Origin of the sequence: Mucilaginibacter sp. (assembly GCF_965225845.1) — a bacterium.
GTDB lineage: Bacteria > Bacteroidota > Bacteroidia > Sphingobacteriales > Sphingobacteriaceae > Mucilaginibacter.
The window spans coordinates 2,411,466-2,436,347 of the sequence record NZ_CBDDBL010000002.1 but is presented as its reverse complement, the minus strand read 5'-3'; the positions used below and the strand labels follow the sequence as shown (position 1 = coordinate 2,436,347).

General features: G+C 41.7%; 18 protein-coding genes. 12 read left to right on the top strand and 6 right to left on the bottom strand.

Features of this window, described 5'->3' with window-relative positions:
- Positions 1-2: 2 nt before the first annotated feature.
- Positions 3-1,505, top strand: a complete 1,503-nt coding sequence (locus tag ACYZ0U_RS15070) for a Y-family DNA polymerase (protein ID WP_461453366.1) — start codon at positions 3-5, stop codon at positions 1,503-1,505.
- The gene (locus tag ACYZ0U_RS15065) at positions 1,502-4,684 is read left to right on the top strand and encodes an error-prone DNA polymerase (protein ID WP_461453365.1); all 3,183 of its coding nucleotides are present in this window, start codon (positions 1,502-1,504) and stop codon (positions 4,682-4,684) included. Before ACYZ0U_RS15070 ends, ACYZ0U_RS15065 begins: the two co-directional genes overlap by 4 nt.
- Before the next feature lie 59 nt (positions 4,685-4,743).
- Here the strand turns inward: ACYZ0U_RS15065 and ACYZ0U_RS15060 are convergent, their stop codons facing one another.
- Positions 4,744-5,181 (bottom strand): hypothetical protein, encoded by a 438-nt coding sequence (locus ACYZ0U_RS15060; protein WP_461453364.1) that lies wholly within the window; start codon positions 5,179-5,181, stop codon positions 4,744-4,746.
- Between the two features lie 297 nt (positions 5,182-5,478).
- On the opposite strand from ACYZ0U_RS15060, the gene istA reads away from it, so the two are divergent.
- A complete protein-coding gene (gene istA / locus ACYZ0U_RS15055; RefSeq protein WP_461449803.1) occupies positions 5,479-7,008 on the top strand; it encodes an IS21 family transposase in 1,530 nt (509 codons plus the stop codon).
- 20 nt (positions 7,009-7,028) lie between these two features.
- Positions 7,029-7,781 carry an IS21-like element helper ATPase IstB gene (istB, locus tag ACYZ0U_RS15050; RefSeq protein ID WP_354431475.1) on the top strand — a complete coding sequence of 251 codons (753 nt, stop codon included), beginning with the start codon at positions 7,029-7,031 and terminating at the stop codon, positions 7,779-7,781.
- Between the two features lie 96 nt (positions 7,782-7,877).
- Here the strand turns inward: istB and ACYZ0U_RS15045 are convergent, their stop codons facing one another.
- The 4 genes from ACYZ0U_RS15045 to ACYZ0U_RS15030 form a co-directional block, all read right to left on the bottom strand.
- Positions 7,878-8,432, bottom strand: coding sequence for a hypothetical protein (locus ACYZ0U_RS15045; RefSeq protein ID WP_461453363.1), 555 nt, complete (start codon positions 8,430-8,432; stop codon positions 7,878-7,880).
- Position 8,433: 1 nt separating this feature from the next.
- Positions 8,434-9,213, bottom strand: coding sequence for a hypothetical protein (locus tag ACYZ0U_RS15040; protein WP_461453362.1), 780 nt, complete (start codon positions 9,211-9,213; stop codon positions 8,434-8,436).
- A 476-nt stretch (positions 9,214-9,689) separates the two neighbouring features.
- A complete protein-coding gene (locus tag ACYZ0U_RS15035; RefSeq protein ID WP_461453361.1) occupies positions 9,690-10,349 on the bottom strand; it encodes a hypothetical protein in 660 nt (219 codons plus the stop codon).
- Between the two features lie 342 nt (positions 10,350-10,691).
- Positions 10,692-11,237 carry an RNA polymerase sigma-70 factor gene (locus ACYZ0U_RS15030; RefSeq protein WP_461453360.1) on the bottom strand — a complete coding sequence of 182 codons (546 nt, stop codon included), beginning with the start codon at positions 11,235-11,237 and terminating at the stop codon, positions 10,692-10,694.
- 175 nt (positions 11,238-11,412) lie between these two features.
- Between ACYZ0U_RS15030 and ACYZ0U_RS15025 the strand changes: the two genes are divergently transcribed.
- The 6 genes from ACYZ0U_RS15025 to ACYZ0U_RS15000 all read left to right on the top strand — a co-directional run bounded on the left by ACYZ0U_RS15025 (position 11,413) and on the right by ACYZ0U_RS15000 (position 21,268).
- Entirely contained in the window at positions 11,413-12,510 is a 1,098-nt protein-coding gene (locus tag ACYZ0U_RS15025) for a FecR family protein (RefSeq protein ID WP_461453359.1), read from the top strand.
- A 262-nt stretch (positions 12,511-12,772) separates the two neighbouring features.
- A complete protein-coding gene (locus ACYZ0U_RS15020) occupies positions 12,773-16,150 on the top strand; it encodes a SusC/RagA family TonB-linked outer membrane protein (protein WP_461453358.1) in 3,378 nt (1,125 codons plus the stop codon).
- Positions 16,151-16,168: 18 nt separating this feature from the next.
- Positions 16,169-17,674, top strand: coding sequence for a RagB/SusD family nutrient uptake outer membrane protein (locus ACYZ0U_RS15015; RefSeq protein ID WP_461453357.1), 1,506 nt, complete (start codon positions 16,169-16,171; stop codon positions 17,672-17,674).
- A gap of 19 nt (positions 17,675-17,693) precedes the next feature.
- Positions 17,694-18,749: a LamG domain-containing protein gene (locus ACYZ0U_RS15010; protein ID WP_461453356.1), complete on the top strand. Its 1,056-nt coding sequence runs from the start codon at positions 17,694-17,696 to the stop codon at positions 18,747-18,749.
- Between the two features lie 2 nt (positions 18,750-18,751).
- Positions 18,752-20,089, top strand: a complete 1,338-nt coding sequence (locus ACYZ0U_RS15005) for a sugar porter family MFS transporter (protein WP_461453355.1) — start codon at positions 18,752-18,754, stop codon at positions 20,087-20,089.
- 21 nt (positions 20,090-20,110) lie between these two features.
- Positions 20,111-21,268, top strand: a complete 1,158-nt coding sequence (locus tag ACYZ0U_RS15000; RefSeq protein WP_461453354.1) for a glycoside hydrolase family 130 protein — start codon at positions 20,111-20,113, stop codon at positions 21,266-21,268.
- Between the two features lie 286 nt (positions 21,269-21,554).
- On the opposite strand, the gene ACYZ0U_RS14995 is transcribed toward ACYZ0U_RS15000, so the two are convergent.
- On the bottom strand, positions 21,555-22,421 hold the full coding sequence (locus tag ACYZ0U_RS14995) for an AraC family transcriptional regulator (RefSeq protein WP_461453353.1): 867 nt from the start codon (positions 22,419-22,421) through the stop codon (positions 21,555-21,557).
- Between the two features lie 142 nt (positions 22,422-22,563).
- On the opposite strand from ACYZ0U_RS14995, the gene fucP reads away from it, so the two are divergent.
- Together fucP and ACYZ0U_RS14985 are read left to right on the top strand one after the other, a co-directional pair.
- The gene (gene fucP / locus ACYZ0U_RS14990; RefSeq protein ID WP_461453352.1) at positions 22,564-23,832 is read left to right on the top strand and encodes an L-fucose:H+ symporter permease; all 1,269 of its coding nucleotides are present in this window, start codon (positions 22,564-22,566) and stop codon (positions 23,830-23,832) included.
- 21 nt (positions 23,833-23,853) lie between these two features.
- A complete protein-coding gene (locus ACYZ0U_RS14985) occupies positions 23,854-24,876 on the top strand; it encodes an aldo/keto reductase (protein ID WP_461453351.1) in 1,023 nt (340 codons plus the stop codon).
- Positions 24,877-24,882 lie beyond the last annotated feature (6 nt).

The following is a 24,882-nucleotide window of genomic DNA, read 5'->3' as shown; positions in this document are numbered from 1 at the left end:
CTATGTCTAAACGCTATGTTTCATTATGGTTTCGTCATTTACTGACTGACTGGTACGCCCTCCGCCAACCAGAATTAAAAGCTATACCTTTTGTTTTCGCTGCACCTACGCGCGGCCGAATGATCATAACCGCAACTAACCTGCCTGCACAGCAACAAAATATCAAAGTTGGTATGACCGCTGCGGATGCGAAAGCCATAGTCCCTGAACTTAAAGTTATAGATGACATTCCGGGCAAAGCAGGTAAACTGCTGATAGCATTAGGTGAATGGTGTATCCGTTATACGCCTATTATAGCTGCTGACTTACCCGATGGTCTGATACTGGATGTTTCAGGCTGTACGCATTTATGGGGTGGCGAACGTGCTTACCTAGGCAATATCGTCAAAGTGCTAAGAAGTAAGGGTTATGATGTCAGGGCTGCAATGGCAGATACTGTAGGTGCTGCCTGGGCTAATGCAAGATATGGAAAGGTCAAGGCGATAATTGGTGAGGGTGAGCATGTGGAAGCACTGTTGTCAATGCCACCTGTTGCACTGCGTATCGACCCGGTAATTGAAGAGCGGCTTCAAAAGCTTGGGTTGTATACTATTAAAAGTTTCATTGGGTTAAGCCGTTCAGCTTTACGCAGAAGATTTGGTGAAGACTTCCTGCTACGTTTAAATCAGGCGTTAGGTAATGAGAACGAATACCTGCAACCTCTACAACCTATTGAACCCTACCATGAACGCTTGCCCTGCCTTGAACCAATCAGGACAGTTGGCGGGATTGAAATTGCTATCAAAACCTTACTCGAAACTTTATGCAAACGGTTGGAGGGTGAAGGGAAAGGCTTACGTACCGGTGTACTTAAATACTACCGTATAGATGGTATCAGTGGTGAGGTTAGTATAGGCACTAACCGTGCAACTAATCACATAGAACACCTGTTTAAGCTGTTTGAACTCAATATACAAAAGATAGAGCCTGCACTTGGTATTGACCTTTTTGTTTTAGAAGCGCCAAAGGTTGATGATGTGGAACCGGGACAAGAAGTACTATGGTCGCAAGAAGGTTGTAGTTTAGAGGATAATTCGTTGGCAGAGTTATTAGACAGGCTTGGAAACAAGATAGGTGCAGCGAACATTCATCGCTACCTACCACAAGAACGTTATTTTCCTGAACGTTCTATCAGGCTGGCTCAGTCCTTTCAAGAAAAGAGGTTAACCGTATGGCGTACAGACAGACCTCGACCTTCATTACTATTGCCACGTCCTGAAAGAATAGAAGTGACAGCACCCATACCTGATTACCCACCTATCCTGTTTCGTTATAAAGGCAACGTACATTACATCAAGAAAGCAGATGGGCCGGAACGTATCGAACGGGAATGGTGGCTTGAAACAGGCGAACACCGGGACTACTATTATGTAGAAGATGCCGAGGGGTGTCGCTATTGGTTATTTCGTTCAGGTCATTACGATGCTGAACGGTCACAATGGTTTATTCATGGTTTCTTCGCATGAGGTACAGTGAGTTACAAGTTACCAGTAACTTCACGTTTTTGCGTGGTGGTTCGCATCCCGACGAACTGGTTGAGCACGCCGCTAAGTTAGGTTACGAGAAAATAGCCATTACCGACCGTAACAGTGTGGCAGGTGTAGTACGTGCTCATTTAGCTGCACAACAAACGGGTATCACTTTGATACCTGCCTGTCGCCTCGACCTGGCTGACGGTACAAGTTTGCTTGCTTATCCTACTGATATTACCGCATGGGGCAGAATGTGTGCTATACTGACCAGAGGTAACCTGCGTACGGAAAAAGGGCAGTGTATCATTTATAAGCAAGATGTATTCGAATATGCTGAGGGAATAAAGTTTGTGATCGTACCGCCATCATCACTTAATGAACGGTTTGACTTTGACGAAGCTTTTAAGCAAGATGTACAGGAATATAAAGCTGTACTTGGCTCATCACTTTACCTCGCGGCCAATAAAATATATAATGGTGATGATGCCAAACGCATGTACAGGCTCTCAAAGTTAGGTGTGCCATTAGTTGCTACAGGTGATGTACACTACCACGAAGCAGGCAGGCGTGAATTACAGGATGTAGTTACCTGTGTACGTGAGAAGTGTACCATACAATCAGGTGGTTTTAAGTTGCTTAGTAATGCTGAAAGATACCTGAAGCCTGTTGAGGAACTCGAAAGGCTGTTTATGCAGTACCCCGAAGCACTGGAGCGTACCAAAGAGATCGCGGATGCCTGTACATTTTCATTAGATACTTTAAAATACCTTGAACCTGAATGGGTAAGCCCTGACGGCAGGACTGCCGATGAGCACCTGCGCGAGCATACTTTTACAGGGGCTAACAAAAGGTTCGATAACAACATACCTTCTAAAACTACAGAGCAGCTTAACTTTGAGCTTGCGTTCTTCCAAAAGCGAAAGCTTGCTCCTTACTTCCTGCGCATATTTGAGTACACCCAAAAAGCAGAGGAGTTACAAATATTACATCAGGGCCGTGGCTCTGCTGCTAACTCTGCTGTCTGCTTTTGCCTGGGTATAACTGCTGTCAATCCTGAAAAGTCAAGGTTGCTGTTTTCGCGATTTATGTCGGAAGCAAGGGATGAATGGCCCGATGTGGATGTGGACTTTGAACATGAACGGCGTGAGGAGATCATACAATGGATATACGATACTTACGGACGGGAACATGCTGCTATTGTTGCAACTGTTACTCAAGAGCGACATAAAGGTGCTATACGCGATGTGGGAAAAGCGATGGGCTTATCGGTTGATACCATAAACAGGTTATCAGGCGCGATATGGAGTTTTGAAGAAGAAGCTTTCGACAGGGAGCGCATCATTTCGCAAGGTTTGAACCCTGATGAACCAATGCTGTTTAAGGTGCTTGAACTAACAGGACAACTTTTAGGCTTCCCGAGACAGTTAGGGCAACATACCGGGGGCTTTGTAATAACGCAATGCAAGCTGTCGGATATATGCCCTGTACTCAATGCGCGCATGGCTGACCGTACCCAATTGGAGTGGAACAAAGACGACTTAGAGGCTCTTGGTATTTTAAAAGTAGATGTGTTGGCGTTGGGTATGCTAACCTGCATCCGCAAAGGTTTCAAATTGGCTAAGCAACACTATGGTCTTGACCTGACACTGGAAAATGTACCACAAGATGATCCAAAGGTATATGATATGATCTGTCACGCCGATACGCTTGGCGTATTCCAGATAGAGAGCCGTGCGCAAATGTCGATGCTGCCACGGTTGAGGCCACGTAAGTTTTACGACCTGGTTATCGAGGTTGCTATCGTTAGACCCGGACCTATTCAAGGTGACATGGTACACCCTTACCTGCGCAGGCGGAATGGTGAAGAACCCGAAGAATACCCTAAAGAAGAATTAAGGGAGATACTCAGCCGTACCAGAGGTGTACCGTTATTCCAGGAGCAAGCGATGGAGATAGCCATAGTTGCAGCAGGATTCACACCTGCCGAGGCTGACCAGTTAAGAAGAAGTATGGCCACATTCAAAGCTAAAGGCCTGGTTAGCCAACACCGTAAAAAACTTATTGACGGTATGGTGGGGAGAGGTTACGAGGAAGAATTTGCGGCACGTGTATTTAAACAGTTAGAAGGCTTTGGCAGCTATGGGTTCCCTGAAAGCCACGCAGCTTCATTTGCACACCTGGTTTATATTTCGTCCTGGTTGAAGTGCCATTATCCGGATGTGTTCGCAGCTGCACTTTTAAATAGTCAACCTATGGGTTTTTATCAACCAGCGCAGATAGTTATTGATGCGAGGAAGCATGGGGTTAATGTGCTGCCTATAGATATAAACTATTCCTATTGGGATAATATTTTAGAAGCGAAAGAAGGACAGTATCACTCCTTACGGTTAGGTTTCAGGCAGGTAAAAGGTTTGCGTGAAGATGATATGCAATTGCTAATCGCTGGCAGGCAGCAGGGCTATATCACTATCAGCCAGTTGAGTGATGCAGGAGTATCGCAGAGCGCGATTGAGCGGTTGAGCGATGCGGATGCCTTCAACTCTATCAACCTCAACAGGCGTGAGGCATTATGGGAAGTACCGGCGTTAAGTGATAAACCAATTGGCTTGTTTACAGGCCAACAATCGGAGAGTGTAAAAGAAACGCAGATGTCGTTACCGTTTATGTCGCCAGCGGAAAACGTTGTACAAGATTACGCTGCCATAGGATTATCCTTAAAGGCACATCCGGTTAGTTTTACACGTGAAAAGCTTACACTGCTACACGTTACAGCAACTAATGATCTGAATACATTAAAAGATGGCGACTCTGTGAGAGTAGCAGGATTAGTTACTGTAAGGCAAAGACCAGGAACTGCTAAAGGTGTGGTGTTTATAACGATTGAAGATGAGACAGGGTTTGCTAACCTCGTAGTGTGGGAAAACCTATTTGACCGTTACCGCAAAGAGATAGTCCAATCACGCTTATTGATGGTGGAGGGTAGGTTGCAGATAGAGGGTGAGGTTATCCACGTAGTCGTAAAGCGGTGCTTTAACCTTACTAAGTTATTAGGCGAACTAACAGCATCAGGTAAGGAAGATCTGCCACTACTCACACTCTCCAAGAGTGATGAAACAACGTCACCAATACCTGATGCAAGGAACATATTTCACAAGGGTAGGAATTTTAAATGATGCAACGCCAGGCTGACTAAGCCTAGCGTTGTTCGCTACTTGTAACGTTGCTATAGGAATTAACTCTTGCCTTTCTTTGATTGCTCCTTCCATGTTTCTTCGGCTTCAATGAGTGGCTTGTGCCATTCCCATAGCTCTTCCAATGACTTGATGTCTTCCGGGATAGGATTTGACTTGCTTAGAGACTCTTCAATTGTAAAGGGTTGAATGTGCTGATGATAGCTCTCAAATGTTCTCCGAGGATTTTTAGCCAGCGATGAGTCAAAGTAACTTGTTCGGAAGTCGTAGTGATGAGAGTTAATAAAGTTGTCCCAGCTCTCTTTTACTTCACCTTCACTACGTACATCAATCATTTCAAACTGTTCCATAACTCTCTCCTCACCTGTCCCCCAGAACTTATTCAGTAACTTCATTGCTTCTACATCAGATTGAGGCGCACCGTATCCGAAGACAGTGAATTGAGCTACCGACTTATCGGTTAGAAAACTCTCTGTCATATCCCATTGACTCTTAATAAACCCATCCGAGTTATAGTTCTTGCTTGTTACGGGGTAAAGCAATTGCGTGGGCTTAAATTCGTTGTATGTTTGGATATACCGCTGATATTGACCACCTGATTCCGGCGGAATGTGACCATTGATTCCGCGTCAAATTGACCACCCCATTCCGGGGCAAACTGACCAGGCATTCCGGGCCAAATTGACCACCCCGAACGAGCAGCTAATGCTGTAGAAGCACCCATCTTTACGAGGTTTAATATAACCTCCAAAAGCATGGCCAACACTACGATTAGCATGAGTAAGATCAGAAAGATAATAAGGATGTACACCAATGGGCGCAGTATCATGTCGATAGCTGCCCAGGCTGATACGTCCCGGAATACCGTTAAGAAGTACCTGGCCTCGTTTAAGGATAGTGGCTTTACGTTCGAGGAGGTTGATGCGCTGAACGATAAGGAACTAGAGGACTTCTTTGGAAAAAGCAGGGAGATGCCTCCTACAGGCCGTATGCAATCTATGCTGCGGTGCTTTCCGCATGTAGATAAGGAGCTTAAACGCACCGGCGTTAACCGTCATATATTATGGGCAGAGTATTATAAAGAGTTCCCGGAAGGCTATCAGTACAGCCAGTTCTGCTTCTATTATACCCAGTGGAAAGCGAGGGTCAACCCGACCATGCATATGGATCACAAAGCAGGTGATAAGCTGTATGTGGACTTTGCAGGGCAAAAGCTGAGCATTACCGATAAGGAGACCGGCGAGATCATTACCGTTGAGGTATTTGTAGCGATACTCGGAGCCAGCCAGCTTACTTATGTAGAAGCTGTGAGTAGTCAGCAAAAGGAGGACTTTATTACGGCCTGTGAGAATACGCTGCATTATATCGGTGGCGTTCCTGATGCCATTGTACCGGATAACCTGAAAGCTGCCGTGACCAAAAGCAGCCGTTTTGAGCCCACGTTAAACGAAACATTCGCTGACTTTGCTGATCATTACGGTACTACCATACTACCAGCTCGGGCGTTCCGCCCTCGTGATAAAGCATTGGTAGAAGGTGCGGTTAAGATCATGTATACCCGGATCTATGCCCCCTTAAGAAAAGTAGTTTACCATTCGTTAAAGGATCTGAACGAAGCCATAAGAGTGGTGCTCGAAGAGCACAACAACCGGTTCCTGCAAGGGAGGAACTACAGCCGAAGGCAGCAGTTCGATGAGATAGAGCGCGAAGTGCTCAACCCTTTACCTGTTCTGCGTTACGAGCTTAAAAAGCAGTTCCATGCTACCGTGATGAAGAACGGCTATGTATGCCTTGGACCGGATAAACATTATTACAGCGTCCCTTATCGGTTTATCGGCAGAAAGATCAAGCTGCTATATTCCAGTTCTTCGGTAGAAGCCTTTTACCATTATGAGCGTATTGCCATGCATAAACGCACAAGGGGACTATATCTTTATACAACCGAGAAAGACCATCTGGCTTCCACTCATCAGTTCGTGGCCGACTGGTCAAAAGATAAGTTCCTGGGCTGGGCCTCATCCATACACGAGGATGTCAGGCTTTATATCCATAATATATTCGACCGTAAACAACATCCTGAACAGGCTTATAAGTCCTGCCTGGGTATCCTTGGCTTCTCCCGCAAAGTAGGTAATGAACGCCTGATCATGGCTTGCCGAAGAGGTCTTCACTATGGCGTTTATAACTATAAGACCATTCATATGATCCTGGAAAAGAAGATGGATCAATACGAAGAAAGCCTGTTCGCAGATGAACTTCCTATGCCCAGCCATGATAATATCAGAGGCGAAGACTATTACAAATAACCTTTTAAACAACCAATGGAATGAACACAAACACGTTAGACAAAATGCGGAAGCTCAAGTTCTTCGGCATGTACCATGCTTTTCAAAGCACCCTGGAAACAGGTAAAACAGAGGATTACACAGCAGATGAGCTACTGGCGCACCTGGTAGATGCAGAATGGGATGACCGCCATAACAGGCGTATCGAGCGGCAGATATATTATGCCAAGTTCCGCTACAAAGCCTCTGTAGAGGACGTTCACTATCATGCCGACCGAAGTATCGACCGTAACCAGATCATGCGCCTGGCGGACTGTACATTCATCGAGCGCAATGAGAATCTGCTGATCACCGGCAGCACAGGTATCGGTAAAAGCTATATCGCTTCTGCTATTGGGTACCAGGCCTGCACACTGGGCTACAGGGTCTTTTATGCCAGTACGCCCAAACTGTTCTCTAAACTCAAAATGGCGAAGGCCGATGGTTCGTATCTCAAAGAGGTTGCGAAGATCGAGCGGCAAGAACTACTGATATTGGATGACTTCGGTATACAGCCTTTTGATGCGCAAAGCAGGGCTGCGCTAATGGAGATCATTGAAGACCGGCATGGAAAGACCTCGCTGATCATTACCTCTCAGCTACCTGTAAGTAAATGGTACGATGTGATCGGTGAAAAGACAATTGCTGATGCTATACTGGACCGGATTGTACATAGTGCACACCGTATCGAACTGAAGGGGGAATCAATGAGAAAGAAACGAAGAACTGATGATAAAGAGGTCAGTTATCAATAACCACTTTTAATAACTAACTTTGAAAACGCTTTTACAGCTCTCGCTGCTATCGTTCGCCAGCTAATCGCCTGGTCACTTTGCCACGGAATCAGGTGGTCAACATCCCCGGAATATCAAGTATGTTATCTTAGAGATCATTCCAGACGGTCCACACCTTTTATCTACGTCATCATAACCTATGGCAACATTGCCATGTAAAAAAGCTACATATGGTAAGTCTCCAATATGTTTGTTCCTGCACCATGCCTGATATAAGAATGGATCCCAATTGAAAGTAGCGATTAAATTCCTAGGACGAAGAGAAAGTACAAGGTAATCGTATAGAGTTGCTTCATCAGGAAGTTGCATATCACTAAAGTAAGCTCTTACTCTTGCTTCAATGGAACGTATTCCATTTGAGTTAGGGTTTTCGTCATAGAGCTTACTGTAGAGGTCTTCAAAGTTAGCAACTTGTAACTTTTTTGGTAGCGAGTCCACTATGTCCTGAATCCCCACAACATTAATAAAATTGTCCATAGACGGCAGAGTTTTATTGTGGAGTTCTGGATTTCTGATTGTAAACGCTATACTTGCTCCTGCACCGAGCAATACAACATGACCGCCGCCGCCATATACTGTATTTATTCTATCCTGTGCTGTTAACTCTTTCATATTACTCTTTTATGAAAGCTTCTATCTTGTTGATGAGTTGCCTTTTGAAATCGGTCGCATCAGACCAAACAATGTGCTGATAATTCCGGATATCAAAGTGAGCTTTGTCCATGTGTTCATGATGACATGTGTATATCACCTTTTGACCTCTTCCTAATGCATACACTGCCTCGAAATATACACCTCCTCTGTGGTGTGTGAAGTCTGCTATAGTAAACCTGGCTTTCTTAATGCCAGCTAAAATTGCATCATTTATAGTCTTGTCAGAGTCAACATGATCCTCACTAACTATATAATGACCAAAGCCGCATTCTTGTAGTGCTGGTTTTATCGCAGCTTCCAATACCAAGAACATGTCGGATGAAAAAGCCATGGCAATAAAAGACAGATTTAAGTTCTCCTTTTCGTTTGTCTTGATTAATCTGCTTAGGCCAGCTACAGTTAGACCATGATTATATAAGGGGGTTGAATCGTACTGCCAATGTACAACCTCTTCAGTGTCAACTTTCCTGATCAGACCTTGGTCTAAGGCACTTTCGAGATAGAACCACCATTCATCAGGGGTGGCGAACCACATTTTTACAGCTTCAAGTGGCTCGACAATAGGTAATCTAATGTCCTGACCCTCATAGCTGGTTCTATCACTAATGTATTCTAGTATACTATTGAGTTTTGCATCAGGTGTTAAGTGTAGGTAGTTACTCTCGATGAATTCTATCAGCTTATCAGCGGTATATACTATAGTGTTGCTTAACCGAGCGCCGTTAGCTAATACCGACATGAACTTATGCACGTACGGCTTTAACACATCCTCTAATTTGTGATCCAATGCACACCAGCTAAAAGACTTATCCAAAGCTAGTCCAGTACAAGTTACGTGATAACTTGTAACTGCCTTTAAACCAAGACTTGAACCACTTGATGCTTCCGTAATCTCGCACTCGTATTGGGCTTACAATATTTCATCATTCTCATAAGATAGCAAACATATAGTAACTATGGGTAGCAAAAAGTTCAACTCTACGAGCATCACAAACCACCACATAGCAACGCAGGTGGTTGTGAGCTAAGCAAAAGGTCTATGCAGAAGTAGCGTGCAACGCGACTGCATAGTATCTGGACGAGCAACTGGCATTGAGGTTGAGGGAAACCCATTGTGTGCTAATACCTCGAAACGAAGTGGTTGTATGCTGATGACTCGGCTAACTTGTATAGAGATTTAGACATGCCAATATTGTTGTCTTCTATATCCATCCTTCAGATTTTAAGACCTCTAGCTAGATCAGCTTTAAATAAATCGAAAGCTTTGTATTGTGCATCTAACAAGTTTTCTCCCGAAGAAGCGTCTTCCGCTACAGGATGATATTTAAGGTGTAAGTGATTAAGAAAGAGCGTAAGACCAACGTTGTGGATAAGATCGAAGACACTTTGCTCTTCCTGATTCTCGGACTTGATCTTCTGCTTAATGTTGAATAGTCGCGTGTCGATATCTGGATAAGTTTGTGGTGTCAATTGAAAAGCTTCTCTGATCAGGTACAGTTGGGCTGATTGTCCAATTAATATGGCCATACCAATAGATACGCTGACCTCCTCATTGGTGTTTGATACCATACATTCAAATGCATAATTGTCTGCCTCGGTTTCGAGTTGCTTTAGAATTGTTGCTTCATCAACAGTTACATGCTCACTCTTGGCTACTAACTTGCGTAGTTCAAGGTATTCTTTATGGTTTCCTGCAAGGTGCGCCACCTCGTGATACATGATGAATTGGACGGCACCACAGAAAAAAGCGTTGACTATTATTATAAGATCTGATTTGTCAGCAGGAGGCGATAATCCAGGTAGCCAATCAGAGTAACTGTGCTTTAAAGAAGATGCCCATCTTAGGAGCTGATTGGTTTCTTCAAGTTCGGGCACATCCTCTAAACATATAATGTATTCACCTTGAGAAGCTCGGCCAGCTACGTATTAAACTGCTTATCTTTCCAGTTTTCAATAACTCAGCTAATCTGTTACTAATTAAACCTTGACATGGTGCAAAGTTGGCTAAGATCCTATTGTAGAGCAGATGTGTTATCCATATGAATGACGAGGCCGGGGCTGAAAAGGCTATAGCAGCAGTTGATGGCGCCGAAATAGACGATCGTAAAATAAGCGTGAGAATTGCCGATACTAAACCCGACCCCCACCTGAGCCTGTTTACCAGATTCAAAAAACCGGTAATGAGTTGCAAACGGCCCCGCAAAATAAGTGTTAATATTATTTCTGCACGCGGAAAGCTGAAGATATTTTTTTTAGCGCTATAGCCATTTGATTTTCAACCGTTTTAACAGAAATATTTAGCAAAGCGGCTGCATCTTTATATTTTAAACCGTCTTCTTTTATCAGCTTAAATATAATCCTGCATTTCACGGGCAGGTTATTTATTAACAGATTAAGATCATTCACCTGTTCCTTACTTATCATTACACTTTCCGGATCAACGGATATATAAGTGGTTTCGGCTGACAGTATCTCTACATCTACATATATGTGTTTTCCCTGGTTCCTTAGGTAGTTAAGAGATAAGTTTTTTACTGACACGTATAAGTAAGTATTTAAATTCTCTATTTCCTTAAAAGAATGCCGTTTTTTCCACAGGTTCATCAGCACATCATGCACTATTTCTTCTGATGCTTCCTTACAATGGGTAACAGATATTGCAAAGCGGTATAATTTCACAAAATATTGCCTGTACAGGTCTGTAAAAACCTGTTCATCAACAAGCGTAGCTTGCTCAAAATTTTCGTGAAGGACTATTTGCATATCGCGAAGCGCAATAATTTATAATTGTAAAATAAAGATAGAACATTTTAATTGAAAAAATTACCATGTTTATTAAAAATAAATTGTTTTACTAAATCATTTTACTAAAACAATTTATCTAAAATATTTTCATTTGCTTTGGGGGTATTTAATAGTTTTTGTGTCTTTCAGTCATATGGCATCAGAAGAACGTATTTGGCTTTTAATATCGAGGGCTGTATCAGGCGGAATTTCGCCTGAAGAGTTTGATGAGCTTGAAGGTATTTTTCAGGATAAGCCAGAATTGCGTTCAGATTATGAAAATCTAAAAATGTTAAAGTTAAGCCCTCCGAAAGTTACTTCATTTGAGGAGCGCCGGTTGTTAGAGAAGGGGATTAACAAATTCAATAACTATTTAAGCGAGGGTAATGGCATTGAAGCAGGTCTTTTCAAGTCCTATCAGCTTAAACCTTTAAAACAAAAAAACAATAAAGCATGGATGCTCGCTGCATCTGTTGTTTCGCTTTTGTTAATTGGTGCTTACTTTGCCGGGCACTTTAAAAAATCCGTGAATTTGCAGCAACAGGAATTGGTTGCGCAATATGGCAAACGTGTTCGTTCTACTTTGCCTGATGGTTCAACTATATGGCTCAACTCGGGTTCTTCGGTAAGATATGCTGATAAATTAATTGCTAACGGCAGGCGGGAAGTAACCCTTGTTGGTGAAGCCTATTTTGATATTAAGCACGATGCAAAGCATCCGTTTGTTGTGCATGCGGGTAAATTAAACATAGTTGTGTTAGGCACAGCATTTGATGTTAAGGCTTACTCAGGTGATAAATTTATTGAGACAACGTTAATACGTGGAAAGGTTGAAGTGTTAAACAGCACCAGTCCCGGTTCAAAAGTTGTGCTTTATCCTGATGAAACAGTTGCCATAAATACAAAAACGAATACAATCAGGAAAAATCGTATCTCGGTTAAAAAACCAATTGTTGATTCGCTTGTAATAAGTAACGGAGATGTTACACAGCCTGTTGTGCCTGATAATGATATAACGGAAACAGGGTGGGTATCTGATAACCTTACATTCAAAAAAGAAAATTTTACAGATTTGGCCATTCAGCTTGAACGCTGGTATAACGTTAAAATAGTTTTTGATAACGATAACTATAGGTCAAAACAATTTACAGGCACATTTAAAGATCAGGATATTAATGAGGTAATGCGGGCGCTCCAATTTACCCAACCTTTTCATTACGCAATAACCAATAACCAAATACACATATGGTAACCAACGATCATAAACCAACTAAATTATGAAAAGAAAGGAATTCGATATGACCTAATCATACTCTCTGCAAAATTTTATTAGCCTTAAAAAAAAATAAGGAAGTGCGGGAACACTTCCTCTTATTAAGGTTAATCCAATGCAACCAATTATCTGGCTGGATATCAGGCTTTATTAGATTTTATTAACCTCAACTTTCAAAAGTATGAAAAAAACTTTTAGTTCTTTCATTAAGCAACCTATTGTCAAAAAAATTCTGTTGTGCATGAAATTAACCTATGCATTGCTCTTGCTTACGTTGCTGCACGTTTCTGCAGCAGTACACTCGCAGGACAAAATTAATGTCAACGTTAAAAACGTTAGTTTTGACAAATTATTCGAACTCCTGGAGAAAAAAAGCAATTACACTTTTTTATACAATAACCAGGCCATCCCAACTCAAACCGTAAATGTGGACGTAAAGGATTTTACCGTTCCGCAAATACTAAATAATGCTTTAGCAAATACCGGATTATCTTTTAGAATATTATCGCAAAAGTTAATTGTTATCACACAGGCGTCTGACGCGGGTGTAGCTGATATAACTGTGAACGGTAAAGTTACTGATGCAACCGGGGCTACGTTACCGGGAGCAACCATCAGTATAAAAAATGGAAAGGCGCTAACAGTAACGGACGCGGGTGGTAACTTCAAGGTTACCGTACCTGATAATGCCATCCTCGTAGTATCATTTATCGGCTACCGAAGCCAGGAAATTGCCGTTGCCGGTAAAACGGAAATTACGGTAACACTTAAAGATGATGACAGTAACCTTAATGAAGTTGTGGTTGTAGGTTACGGTACGCAACGAAAGAAAGACCTTACTGGAGCCGTTTCATTAATTAGCAGTAAAGATATAAATGCGCTGCCTGTTGGTGGCGTTGAGCAAATTATGCAAGGTAAAGCGGCTGGTGTATCTGTAACACAAAATACAGGTGCACCTGGTGACGCAATATCAGTTCATATACGCGGTATCGGAACTATTAATGGGGTTAACCCTTTGTATATAGTTGATGGCGTGCCTACTGTAGATGGTATTAACGAAATAGCGCCGGATGATATTGAAAGTATCAATATACTTAAAGACGCCTCATCAGCTGCTATTTATGGTGCGCGTGCGGCTGGTGGCGTAGTAATTATCACTACAAAACATGGGGCCGCGGGTAAACAAAAACTTAGTTTCAATTTTTACACAGGTGTCCAGTCTGCCGATCATTTGATCAAAATGGCTGATAATGCCCAATATGTAAAAGCCTATAATACGGCCGCTGCAAATGATGGCCGCCCGGGTATATCTGATAGCTTAGCCAGTACATTAACCAATACCAATTGGCTAAAGGCAGTACTTAAACCGGCACCTATCACAAACATTAACCTGTCAGTTAGCGGTGGTACCGATCATTCAAATTACATCGTTTCAGGCAATATTTTTAGCCAGAACGGCTTAATCCAAAACTCTTCTTTCGACAGGTATAATTTAAGAACAGCTATAAACAGCGACATCGGTAAATATTTGAAAATAGGTACTAACGTTAATTTAGCTTACTCAAAAACAAGAATAGTAGGAACATCGGGTGATGGTTACTCGGGTGCCGCGGCCAGTGTTGTCCGCTATGCTTTATTCCGTACACCGGGTACTCCTGTTTATGACCCTACCGGGCAATTCGTCTCTATTCCCATCCAGGATAACAGAACTTCAGGCGGTATAGGCAACTTTTTAGGGGATGGTTTAAATCCCGTACAGGAAGCTGCAAACGCGAATGATAATAACTATAACTACGTTATTCTAGGTAACTTTTTCGCAGAGTTAGCGCCTATAAAAGGTTTAAAGATAAGGACAGATGTAGGCTTGGATATGAACATGTCTACCTATAAGCAGTTTTTCGCCACTTATGGTACGCCTGCAAATGACCCTTATCAGGGAGCCGGATATACAGGTAACCTGGGATCGCAACCTATCCAAACAACTAATTCACCAAACTCGCTTGCCCAGTCATATAATAACGATTTAAACTACAATTGGACAAACACTGCTACTTATGACCTAAACTTTAATAAAAATGCATTTACTTTTTTAGTGGGTACTGAAATTATAAAGCAGGATCAGCAAGGCCTCGGGGCCTCACGTACCAATTATGTTAACCAGGGGGTAACCTTTCAATATTTAGATAACGGAAGCGCCGTTGGCGAGCAAAATGGTGGCGGGGAATCGCATTATGGTTATTCTTCATTATTTGGCCGTATCAATTACCAGTACAACAACAGGTACCTGGCGAGCTTTAATTACAGGTATGATGCTTCTTCAAAGTTAGATCCTGATGCGCAATCACAATCTGTTTACTCTGGGTCATTAGGCTGGCGTATTAATGAGGAAGATTTTATGAAGGATATTAAATCAATATCGAATTTAAAATTAAGGGTTGATGTTGGGCAGGTGGGTAACTCAAATCAATTGGGAGATTATAATTACTTATCTACTTTCCTGGGTAACACTTATTATCCGTTTAATGGTACAACAAACCAGGGTTATACTATAAACGCTATAGGTAACCCAACCATACGCTGGGAAGTTAGCACCCAGGAAGACGTTGGTTTAGATTTAGGATTTTTTAATAATGCTTTAACAGCAACAGTTGATTACTATATCAAAAACACAAACAACGTGTTATTGCCATTATCGCTGCCATCAAGCGCCGGTCAGGCATCTGCGCCATTTGTTAATGCCGGTAAAGTTCGCGACCAGGGTTTTGAACTGGAGCTAAGCTACAGTCACACGATCAATAACGATTGGGGCTTTACTGTAAGCGGCAACTTTGCCACGCTAAAAGATGACGTTGTTTCACTTGACGGAGCTCCGCCAATTTCTAACGGACGTATCGATAATAACTACAATGCAACACTTACAGCTGTAGGTCACCCCATCGGTTCATTTTACTTATTACAGCAGGAGGGGATATTTCAAAACCAACAACAAATATTTACACATGCTTACCAGGGGCCAGGCATAAGACCGGGTGATGTAATGTATAAAGACGTAAATGGCGATGGCGTTATCGATCAAAACGACAGGACATTTGTAGGTAGTCCGATACCTAATTTTACTTACGGCTTTACAGGCAATGTTACCTATAAAAACTTCGATCTAAGCCTGTTCTTCCAGGGAGTGCACGGAAATAAAATTTACGACCAGGTGCTTACCGATATAGAAGGATTTTACCGCCCGTTCAATATTACTGAGCGTGCTGCTACGCAAAGCTGGACAGGCCCGGGTACAAGCAATACATTGCCGATATTGTCATGGTCTGATGCCACAAATAATAAGCAACCATCAACACGGTTTTTAGAAAGCGGATCTTACCTGAGGCTTAAAAACGTTCAGCTGGGTTATAAGTTGGGTAAAAACACTTTAAAGGCGGTGGGTATGTCTTCCGGAAGAATTTTCGTCAGCGCGCAAAACCTGTTAACCTTTACCAAATACACTGGTTTGGATCCTGAGCAATACAACAATAGCAACAATGGTAGTACACCACAAGCAGTGGGGATTGATTGGGGCACGTACCCGTCGTCGCGCGTGTTAACAGCTGGTGTTAGTGCTAATTTCTAATTTTTAATTGATAGAAAGATGAAAGCAAAAAATATTTCAATATACTTATCAGCCATCCTGCTTATTACCACAGCGGGATGCAAAAAGGTACTAAATCAGCCGATAGAAGGACAATATTCAACTTCGAATTTTTTTACAAATGATGCTAACGCCATACTTGCGGTAAATGCCGCCTACACCTCACTTACGTTTACCGATGCATCCTCTAATACGATTTGGGTATTGGGCGATGTAGCTTCGGATGATGCTATAAAAGGCGGCAGCGCAGGCGACCAGGCTGATTTTCAATCCGTTAGTGATTTTAACATCAACCCGACGAATTCAGCCGTAGAAGGCTTGTGGAAAAGATTTTACCAGGGCGTTTTTACCTGTAACGTTGTTACTGATGGCCTGGCAAATAACTCCGCTATATCGGCAACTGTTAAAACCCAAGCATTAGGCCAGGCGGAATTTTTACGCGCTTATTATTATTTTAACCTAACAGTGGCTTACGGTGCGATACCTTTGCATTTGAAGGTAGAAACACCTGCTGAAGCTCAAAAGCCGGTATCTACACAGGCGCAGATTTTTGCGCAGATAGAAGCGGATTGCACGGTTGCGGCTGCAGCATTGCCAACCAGCTGGACCGGCGGTGATTTAGGCCGTGTTACTAAAGGAGCGGCTTTGGCCTTGTTAGCAAAAACCTATCTTTTTGAGCAAAAATGGGCACTTGCAGCATCAACCGCGCAAGCAGTAGATGCACTGGGCATTTACAGCTTATTACCTGTTTATGCAGATAATTTTAGGGCTGCAACAAAAAATAATGCTGAGGGAATATTTTCAATTCAGCACCAAACAGGTTTGGTTCCTTTTCAGGGTAACAATTTAAATGTTTGGTTTGCCCCGCGCTCAATTGGAGGATATGGGTTTTTCTATCCAACGCAAAGCCTTGTTAACAACTACGAAGTATCTTCTACAGGTGTAGTTGATCCGCGATTAGATTATTCGATAGCCCGCGCAGGGCATCCTTATTTTGACAGCACGTTCGACCCAACCTGGACTACAACGGGTTACCTAAGTAAAAAAGATTGCCAGCCATTATCTGAAATACCGGTTAGTGTTAAAGGCGATGGAAACCTGAATTATCAGGCCATAAGATTTGCAGATGTGTTGTTAATAGAAGCTGAAGCACTAAATGAATCAGGTAATAGCTCAGCAGCTTTAGCTCCGCTAAACAGAGTTCGTAAGCGTGCAAGGGAAAGTTATTTGTATGATACTACGTTGCCTGGTTACAACGGTACGGTACCTGCCGGTTTATTACCTGATATTACCGTTACTGATCAAAGCCAGTTACGTGATCTTATCCGTAAGGAGAGGCGCTCAGAGCTTGCGTTGGAATTTCATCGCTTTTTTGATATCATCAGGTATGGTGCTACTTATGCAAATGGTGTGTTATCCTACAAACCATTGTTCAATTACAATGCTGATAAGTTTTTCCCGATACCCGAAAGCGAAAGACAATCAAATCCAAATTTAGGCTTATAACAATTTTTAAAATTAGAACATGAAACATTTAAAAAGAATTGTGACAATGGCCGTAATAATGGTCGCTGTTATAGCTTTATTTCAATCGTGCAAAAAAAACGGAGCCACGGCTGATTATAATTCAGATAAAACAAAGCTCGACTTACAGATTGATTCAGCAACAACATTATATAGTGCCGCAGTAGAGGGAAAACAGGCTGGTGATTATTCAGTAGGCTCAAAAGCAACACTACAAACAGCAATTACGCTTGCAACGAACGTTAAAACGGGCAACTACACCCAATACCAGGTTAATAATACGTTAGCCAACCTGATAAGGGCTATAGCTGCGTTTAAAACCAATCTGATACAGGAAATCTCACCCGAAAACCTTGTAGCTTACTGGAAGTTTAGCGGCGACGCGACGGATGCAACAGGCAACGGTCACAACGGTACCCTGCGAACCAATTATGTAGGCAGTTCGGCAGCAACAGCAACTGATGGCGGTACATTGCCGGCTTTAACAACCGACAGATATGGCGCCGCTAATAACGCTTATTACTTTAATAATGGTGGCTACATTGAAATCCCGTATGACGCAACACTGTATCCAAGTAACTTTACTATTAGCTGCTGGGTTAAGCCCGCGGTAGCAAGTAATGGCAATTATATTTTTTCAGTAGATCACTACTTTGGATATAAGTTTCAGTTGCAGTCAAATAACTTCCCATTCCTTACCGTATCAACCGATACCGGAATTCATGATGAGGATGATAATCCGGGCAGCGTTCAACTGGGCGCGTGGAGCCAGATCATCGCATCATTTACAAATGGAGCTATAACTTTTTACATCAATGGTAAATTGATTAAAACGATAGCTTTAGCCGGTAACCTCATCCCGCCTAAAACAATTGTAAATGTTTGTATAGGTAACGAGTTGCCTAAATCGGCTTATAACTTTACAGATACAACAAACCCAAATTACTTTTATGGCGCCAGTTATTTCCAGGGCTCTATAGATGATGTTAGGCTATACAACAAAGTATTAAGCGCTACCGAAGTAAACTCATTATATACCATGGAAAGCCCTAACTAATAATGAAAAGTTACACAGTCCTTATATCAATAGTAGCCGCCTTAGGGGGGCTACTATTTGGCTTTGATACAGCCGTAATTGCAGGCGCGTTGCAATATTTAAAACCTTTCTTCCATCTTAATGATGCACAGCTTGGGTTAGTAGTAGCCGCAGCTTCTATAGGTTGCATCCCGGGCGCGTTATTTGCCGGTTATCTTGCGGATCGTTTCGGGCGCAAAAACCTGATGATTGTAACCGCTATGCTTTATGTAATTGCCGCCATAGGCAGCGGCATTGCAGGTAGTTTCCTGCAGTTGATTATTTACCGCCTTGTTGGTGGCGTTGCAATAGGTATGGCTTCAACGCTTGCGCCTATTTATATTTCAGAGGTTGCTCCGCCAACATTCAGGGGTAGGTTGGGGATGTTGCAGCAATTGGCCATAGTAACGGGTATATTGCTATCATTTATATCTAATTATTTAATTGTCAACAGCTCATTGCTTACTCCGGGTGATGATTACTGGCGCTATATGCTTGCCGCGGCTGTAATCCCATCCGGTATTTTCTTTTTCCTGTTGCTTTTAGTTCCTGAAAGCCCCAGATGGCTGATATCTAAAAATAACGTAAGCGATGCTAAAAAGATTTTCGCGAAAATTTATTCCGATAAACAAAGCCAGGCACAGGTAAATATAGTAAGTGACAGTATTGCTGCAGAAGAGAAGCCTGCCCTGAGAGATGTATTATCGCCCCGCTTTAAAAAAGTGGTGATAATAGGACTGATTTTCGCGGCCATAGCCCAGCTTACCGGTATAAACATCATATTTTATTATGCTCCGCTGATATTTGCCAAAACACATGTAGGCGGTAGTGTGCTGTTTCAAACAGTTTTAACCGGGGTAGTAAATTTAATTTTTACCTTACTTGCTTTTCCGCTTATAGACAGGCTTGGGCGTAAAAAGTTGTTGCTTGTAGGCTCATGGGTAATGGGTTTGTGTATGTTTACCTTGGCGGCGCTGTTTTATTTTAACATGTTGCATAACTATTTTGTATTGATTACTATATTCATATACATAGGTGGTTTTGCCTGCACATGGGGCGTGGTGCTATGGGTATACGTTGCCGAAATATTCCCTGACAAAATACGGGGTACAGCTACATCTATAGCTGTATTTGGTAATTGGGTTGCCAATACCATTGTATCATTAACGTTCCCCGTTATGTTAGCGCAATTGGGAGCCGTTGCAACATTCGGTATATATGGGATCATTAATATCAGTATGGTGATGTTTGTAAGCCGTTATGTGTTTGAAACCAAAGGGGTGCCACTTGAGAAGATCGAAGAGCTTTACGCCAGTGTTTAATCCTTAAAACATCAATCAAAAATGAAAAATAAATTAAATATAGGTCTGGTATTTATACTGGTATTATCAGCTATCAACAGCTTTGCCCAATCTACGGTAAATAAATTACCTTACTGGGCTTTTGGCGGTTTCGTAAGGTCGGAAAATATCGACCCCATAATTTCGCCTGATACTAACAAAACCTTTTTAGACCCTATGAGCAACAAGCAGGTTGCCTGGGAGGCAAATGACACATTTAACCCCGCTGCTGCGCTTAAAAATGGTAAAATAGTGGTGCTTTATCGTGCTGAAGATAAATATGGAATAGGTATCGGGTTTCGTACGTCACGTCTCGGCTATGCAGAAAGTGCTGATGGGATCCATTACAAAAGAAAACCGGAACCGGTACTTTATCCCGCTAATGACGTAGGAAAGAAATATGAATGGCCGGGCGGTTGTGAAGATCCTCGTGTTGCTATTACTCCCACAGGTACCTATGTAGTATTTTACACTGAATGGAATCGCGATATTCCGCGATTAGGCGTAGCCACCTCCATCGATCTTATTCACTGGAAAAAATTCGGGCCGATATTTAAAAAAGCTTATAGCGGTAAATTTTTTAATATAGCCAGCAAATCGGCTTCCATTTTAACTGAGGTAGTGAACGGTAAACAGGTGATTATAAAAAGTAAAGGTAAGTATTGGATGTACTGGGGCGAGCAGCATGTTTACGCAGCTACTTCAACGAACTTGATCGACTGGGCGCCTGTAGTAACTGCAAAAGGCGAACTTAGGGAACTAATATCACCAAGGATAGGTTATTTCGATAGCGATCTTACTGAGTGTGGTCCTCCGGCTATAAAAACTAAAAATGGAATTATCCTTTTTTATAATGGTAAGAATAAAGCAGGGGATGGGAGAGATACCCGGTTTAACGCCAACTCTTATTGTGCAGGCGAGGCTTTGTTTGATAAAAATGATCCATCAAAACCAATAACCCGGTTAGACCTGCCTTTTTTAAGGCCGATGAAACCATTTGAAAAGAGCGGGCAATATATTAACGGGACAGTTTTTATTGAAGGCATGGTTTATTTTAAACAAAAATGGTTTTTATACTATGGCTGCGCCGATTCAAGGGTAGCTGTAGCGGTTTATGATCCTATGCATCCGGCAGCCCCGGATCCGATAATTGATAAGTAACTTACTAAACCACTTATTACAGTAGCGGCCTTTGAATTGTTCAAAGGCCGTTTTTGTTGAAATTTAAATACATAATTTAAAATACTCGTAGGTTTATATCTTACCTTGAATCTTTATCAGCAATTCATGACCATCGTAATTCAATTTACAGGCATTAACCCAGCTAAATAAAATAGCCAGGATAAAATTAGTATCGCCACTAAAATAACCAGGGTTGGCTTTTTATTTAAAAAAACACCCTACTATATTTACCCGGAACTGTTTATATCAACATTGAAGCAACAAATCAGGATAAATAATCATCCTGGTATGCCTGGGGCGTTTTGCCTGTTAAGCGTTTAAACACGCGATGAAAGCAGCTAAAATTATTAAACCCACATTCGTAGCAAATTTGCTTCACACTTGTTTGGTTAGCTATTAATAATTTACAGGCATACCCAATCCTAATTCCATTCAAAAACTCGATATAGGTTTTTCCGGTATGATATTTAAAATACCTGCAAAATGAGTTGATGGTCATCCCGGCTATTTGAGAAACCTCGTCAAGCGAGAGTTTTTTATGGAAATTGCTTAATGTATGGCTATATATGGATGTAATCCTTTTGTTTTCAGAGTCTGGAAAATCATATTTAAAACCGATGGATGAAAGTGGTAAAGTTCTATCTTTCTCTGCAAGTGCGGAAAGGCATTCGATGAGGGTTGTGATCTTATTGATCCCTTTGGATTGAAATACGCGTTCTATGAACTCCCCTCCATCCGTTGATTCAGATCCTTTAAACAGGATACCCCTTTTTGCTTTTTCGAGCAATAATTTTATGGGCTTGGTTTCGGGTAAATGTAAAAAACGTTCGCCTATGAAATTTTCGTGGAAATGAATAACAGTTGAAAATGGTTCTGATGTAATCACCTCTTTTAAATAGCAATCATCATACTTCCAAAAGTGCGGAAGGTTTTTGCCTACAATAACAACGTCTCCTGGGGTAAATTGCGAAATATGATCGCCGACAAATTGGGTGCCTGCACCTTTATGAAAATAAATCAGCTCAACCTCGGGATGATAATGCCAGCGGTTATTAATATTCGGCGCAATATCTTTTCTAACACTAAAGGAATGCTCTAATTCATAAGGTATTTTAACAAGTTGGGGCTTCATTATATTCTCAAATATACAATATCAATTACTCTTATGTTAAAATAACTTAATAGATGGATAAATTGATGATTGCCTGTGGCTGTAAATAATGTTTTTTTGAATTATCCAATTGTACGGCTGCAAGCCGGTTGAACCAAAATTCATGAATTCAAAAAATAGTATTTTTGCAGTGGCGCTGCTTACAAGCCTGTTTTTTTTATGGGGATTTGCCCATAATCTTGATCCCATCCTTATTCCGCATTTAAAAAGATCATTTACGCTCACTACCGTTCAGGCAACACTGGTTGATTCTGCAGTGTTTATAGCCTATTTTATTATGGCTATCCCCGCAGGGATTATTATAAAAAAGTTTGGATACAAAACGGGAATTATTGCCGGCTTGTTAATTTTTGCATCCGGTTGTTTTTTATTTATACCTGCAGCAAATACCCAGCAATATATTTTTTTCTTGGTGTCGCTTTTTATTATTGCCTGCGGACTTGCCACGCTGGAAACAGCCGCAAACCCTTACATCACCGTTTTGGGTGATCCTAAAACCTCTACTTTAAGGCTTAATTTTGCACAATCGTTTAACGGCCTTGCTGCGTTTTTAGCGCCAATTATTGGTGCACGCATGATTCTGACAAAAGGCCGCAGTTTACAGGAATTAAGTTTAATGTCTGCATCAGCGCGAAAGCTTTCATTAGCTGCAGAAGCATCTACCGTAAAATTACCTTATTTTATTCTTGGCTGCATCCTGGTAACCATAGCTATTGTGTTTTCATTAACAAAATTGCCCCAGTTTAAAGGTAAGGAAGAAGCAGCAACCAGTAAAAATATTCTCCATGCGCTAAAACACCGGCATCTTTCCTGGGGAATAGCTGCACAGTTCTTTTACGTAGGAGCGCAGGTTTGTGTATTTAGCTTGTTTATACTTTACGCAACAAAATCGGCAAACATTACAGAAATTGATGCAGCAGATTATTTAGGAATTTGCGGACTGGCATTTTTAATAGGCAGGTTTATAGGTACTGTCTTAATGCGATTTTTTAAATCGGAAAATTTAATTGCGGTTTACGCAGCAGCCAATGTGCTTTTATGTGTGATTGCAATTACCGGGCATGGTATGATAACCGTTTACACCGTGATAGCGATCTGTTTTTTTATGTCGATCATGTTCCCTACTATATTCGCTTTGGGAATAAAGGATTTGAAAGGTGATACTGAATTCGGCAGCAGTTTAATTATCATGTCCATAGTTGGCGGGGCAATTGTACCACGGTTTTTTGGCTATATAAGTGATGCTACCGGAAACATTCAATACGGGTATATAATACCTTTAATTTGCTTTATAATTATTGCTCTATTCGGGATGACAGGGCATAAAGCCAAAGTTAATGTTAGCGAGTTACCTGTTTCACCGGTATTTTAAATTAATAAACAAGAGATCAAAATGGAAAGCCTTCAACTTCCTAAAGTCATATTCGGTACCAGCGGTTTGGGCAATTTATACACGGCACTTGATCCTGATGTGAAAACTGAGATCGTATCCCGTTGTATTCTAAATTCTCCCATCCCAGCGGTATTCGATTCTGCCGGTAAATACGGTGCAGGCTTAGCATTGGAGTCGCTTGGTAAAAGTTTGAAGTTATTAGGTGTGCAATCTGGTCAGGTGTTGATCAGTAACAAATTAGGCTGGTTGCGTACAGAATTAAAAAACCCTGAGCCTACTTTTGAACCCGGTGTGTGGAAGGATTTGAAATATGATGCCAAACAAAGCATCAGTTATGACGGGATTTTGGAATGCTATCACCAGGGAAACGAATTACTGGATGGTTATCAGGCACAGCTTGTTTCTGTACACGATCCGGATGAATATATGGCCGCTGCCGGTTCTTTAAATGAAAAGACCAAACGTTTTCATGATATCATAGACGCATACCGTGCGCTTACTGATTTAAAACAGCAGGGTAAAGTTAAGGCCATTGGTATAGGTGCAAAAAACTGGGAAATAATATTGCAGATTGACAGGTATATAAAGTTTGATTGGGTGATGATTGCTAATAGCATGACGGTGCACAGCCATCCGGCTGATCTGTTAGAATTTATGTCGAGGCTTCAATCTAACGGAACAGCAATTATAAATTCAGCTGTTTTTAACGCTGGATTTTTAACGGGCGGTAATTTTTATAACTATCGTGAAGTTGATCATAAAAATGCTAAAGATCAGGCCCTGATTCAATGGCGCGAAAGATTCTTTTCTATTTGTAAACTCCATCAAATTAATCCTGCACTTGCGTGCGTGCAATTTGGTTTACATGCGCCGGGAGTACAGTCGATTGCGCTAAATACAACTAATCCTAACCGGGTTGCGGATAATATAAACATGGCAAATGACAAGTTGCCCAATGCTTTTTGGGTTGATTTATATAAAGCGAATTTAATTAGTGAAGCAGGCTTATCGTTATTTAATTAACGCATA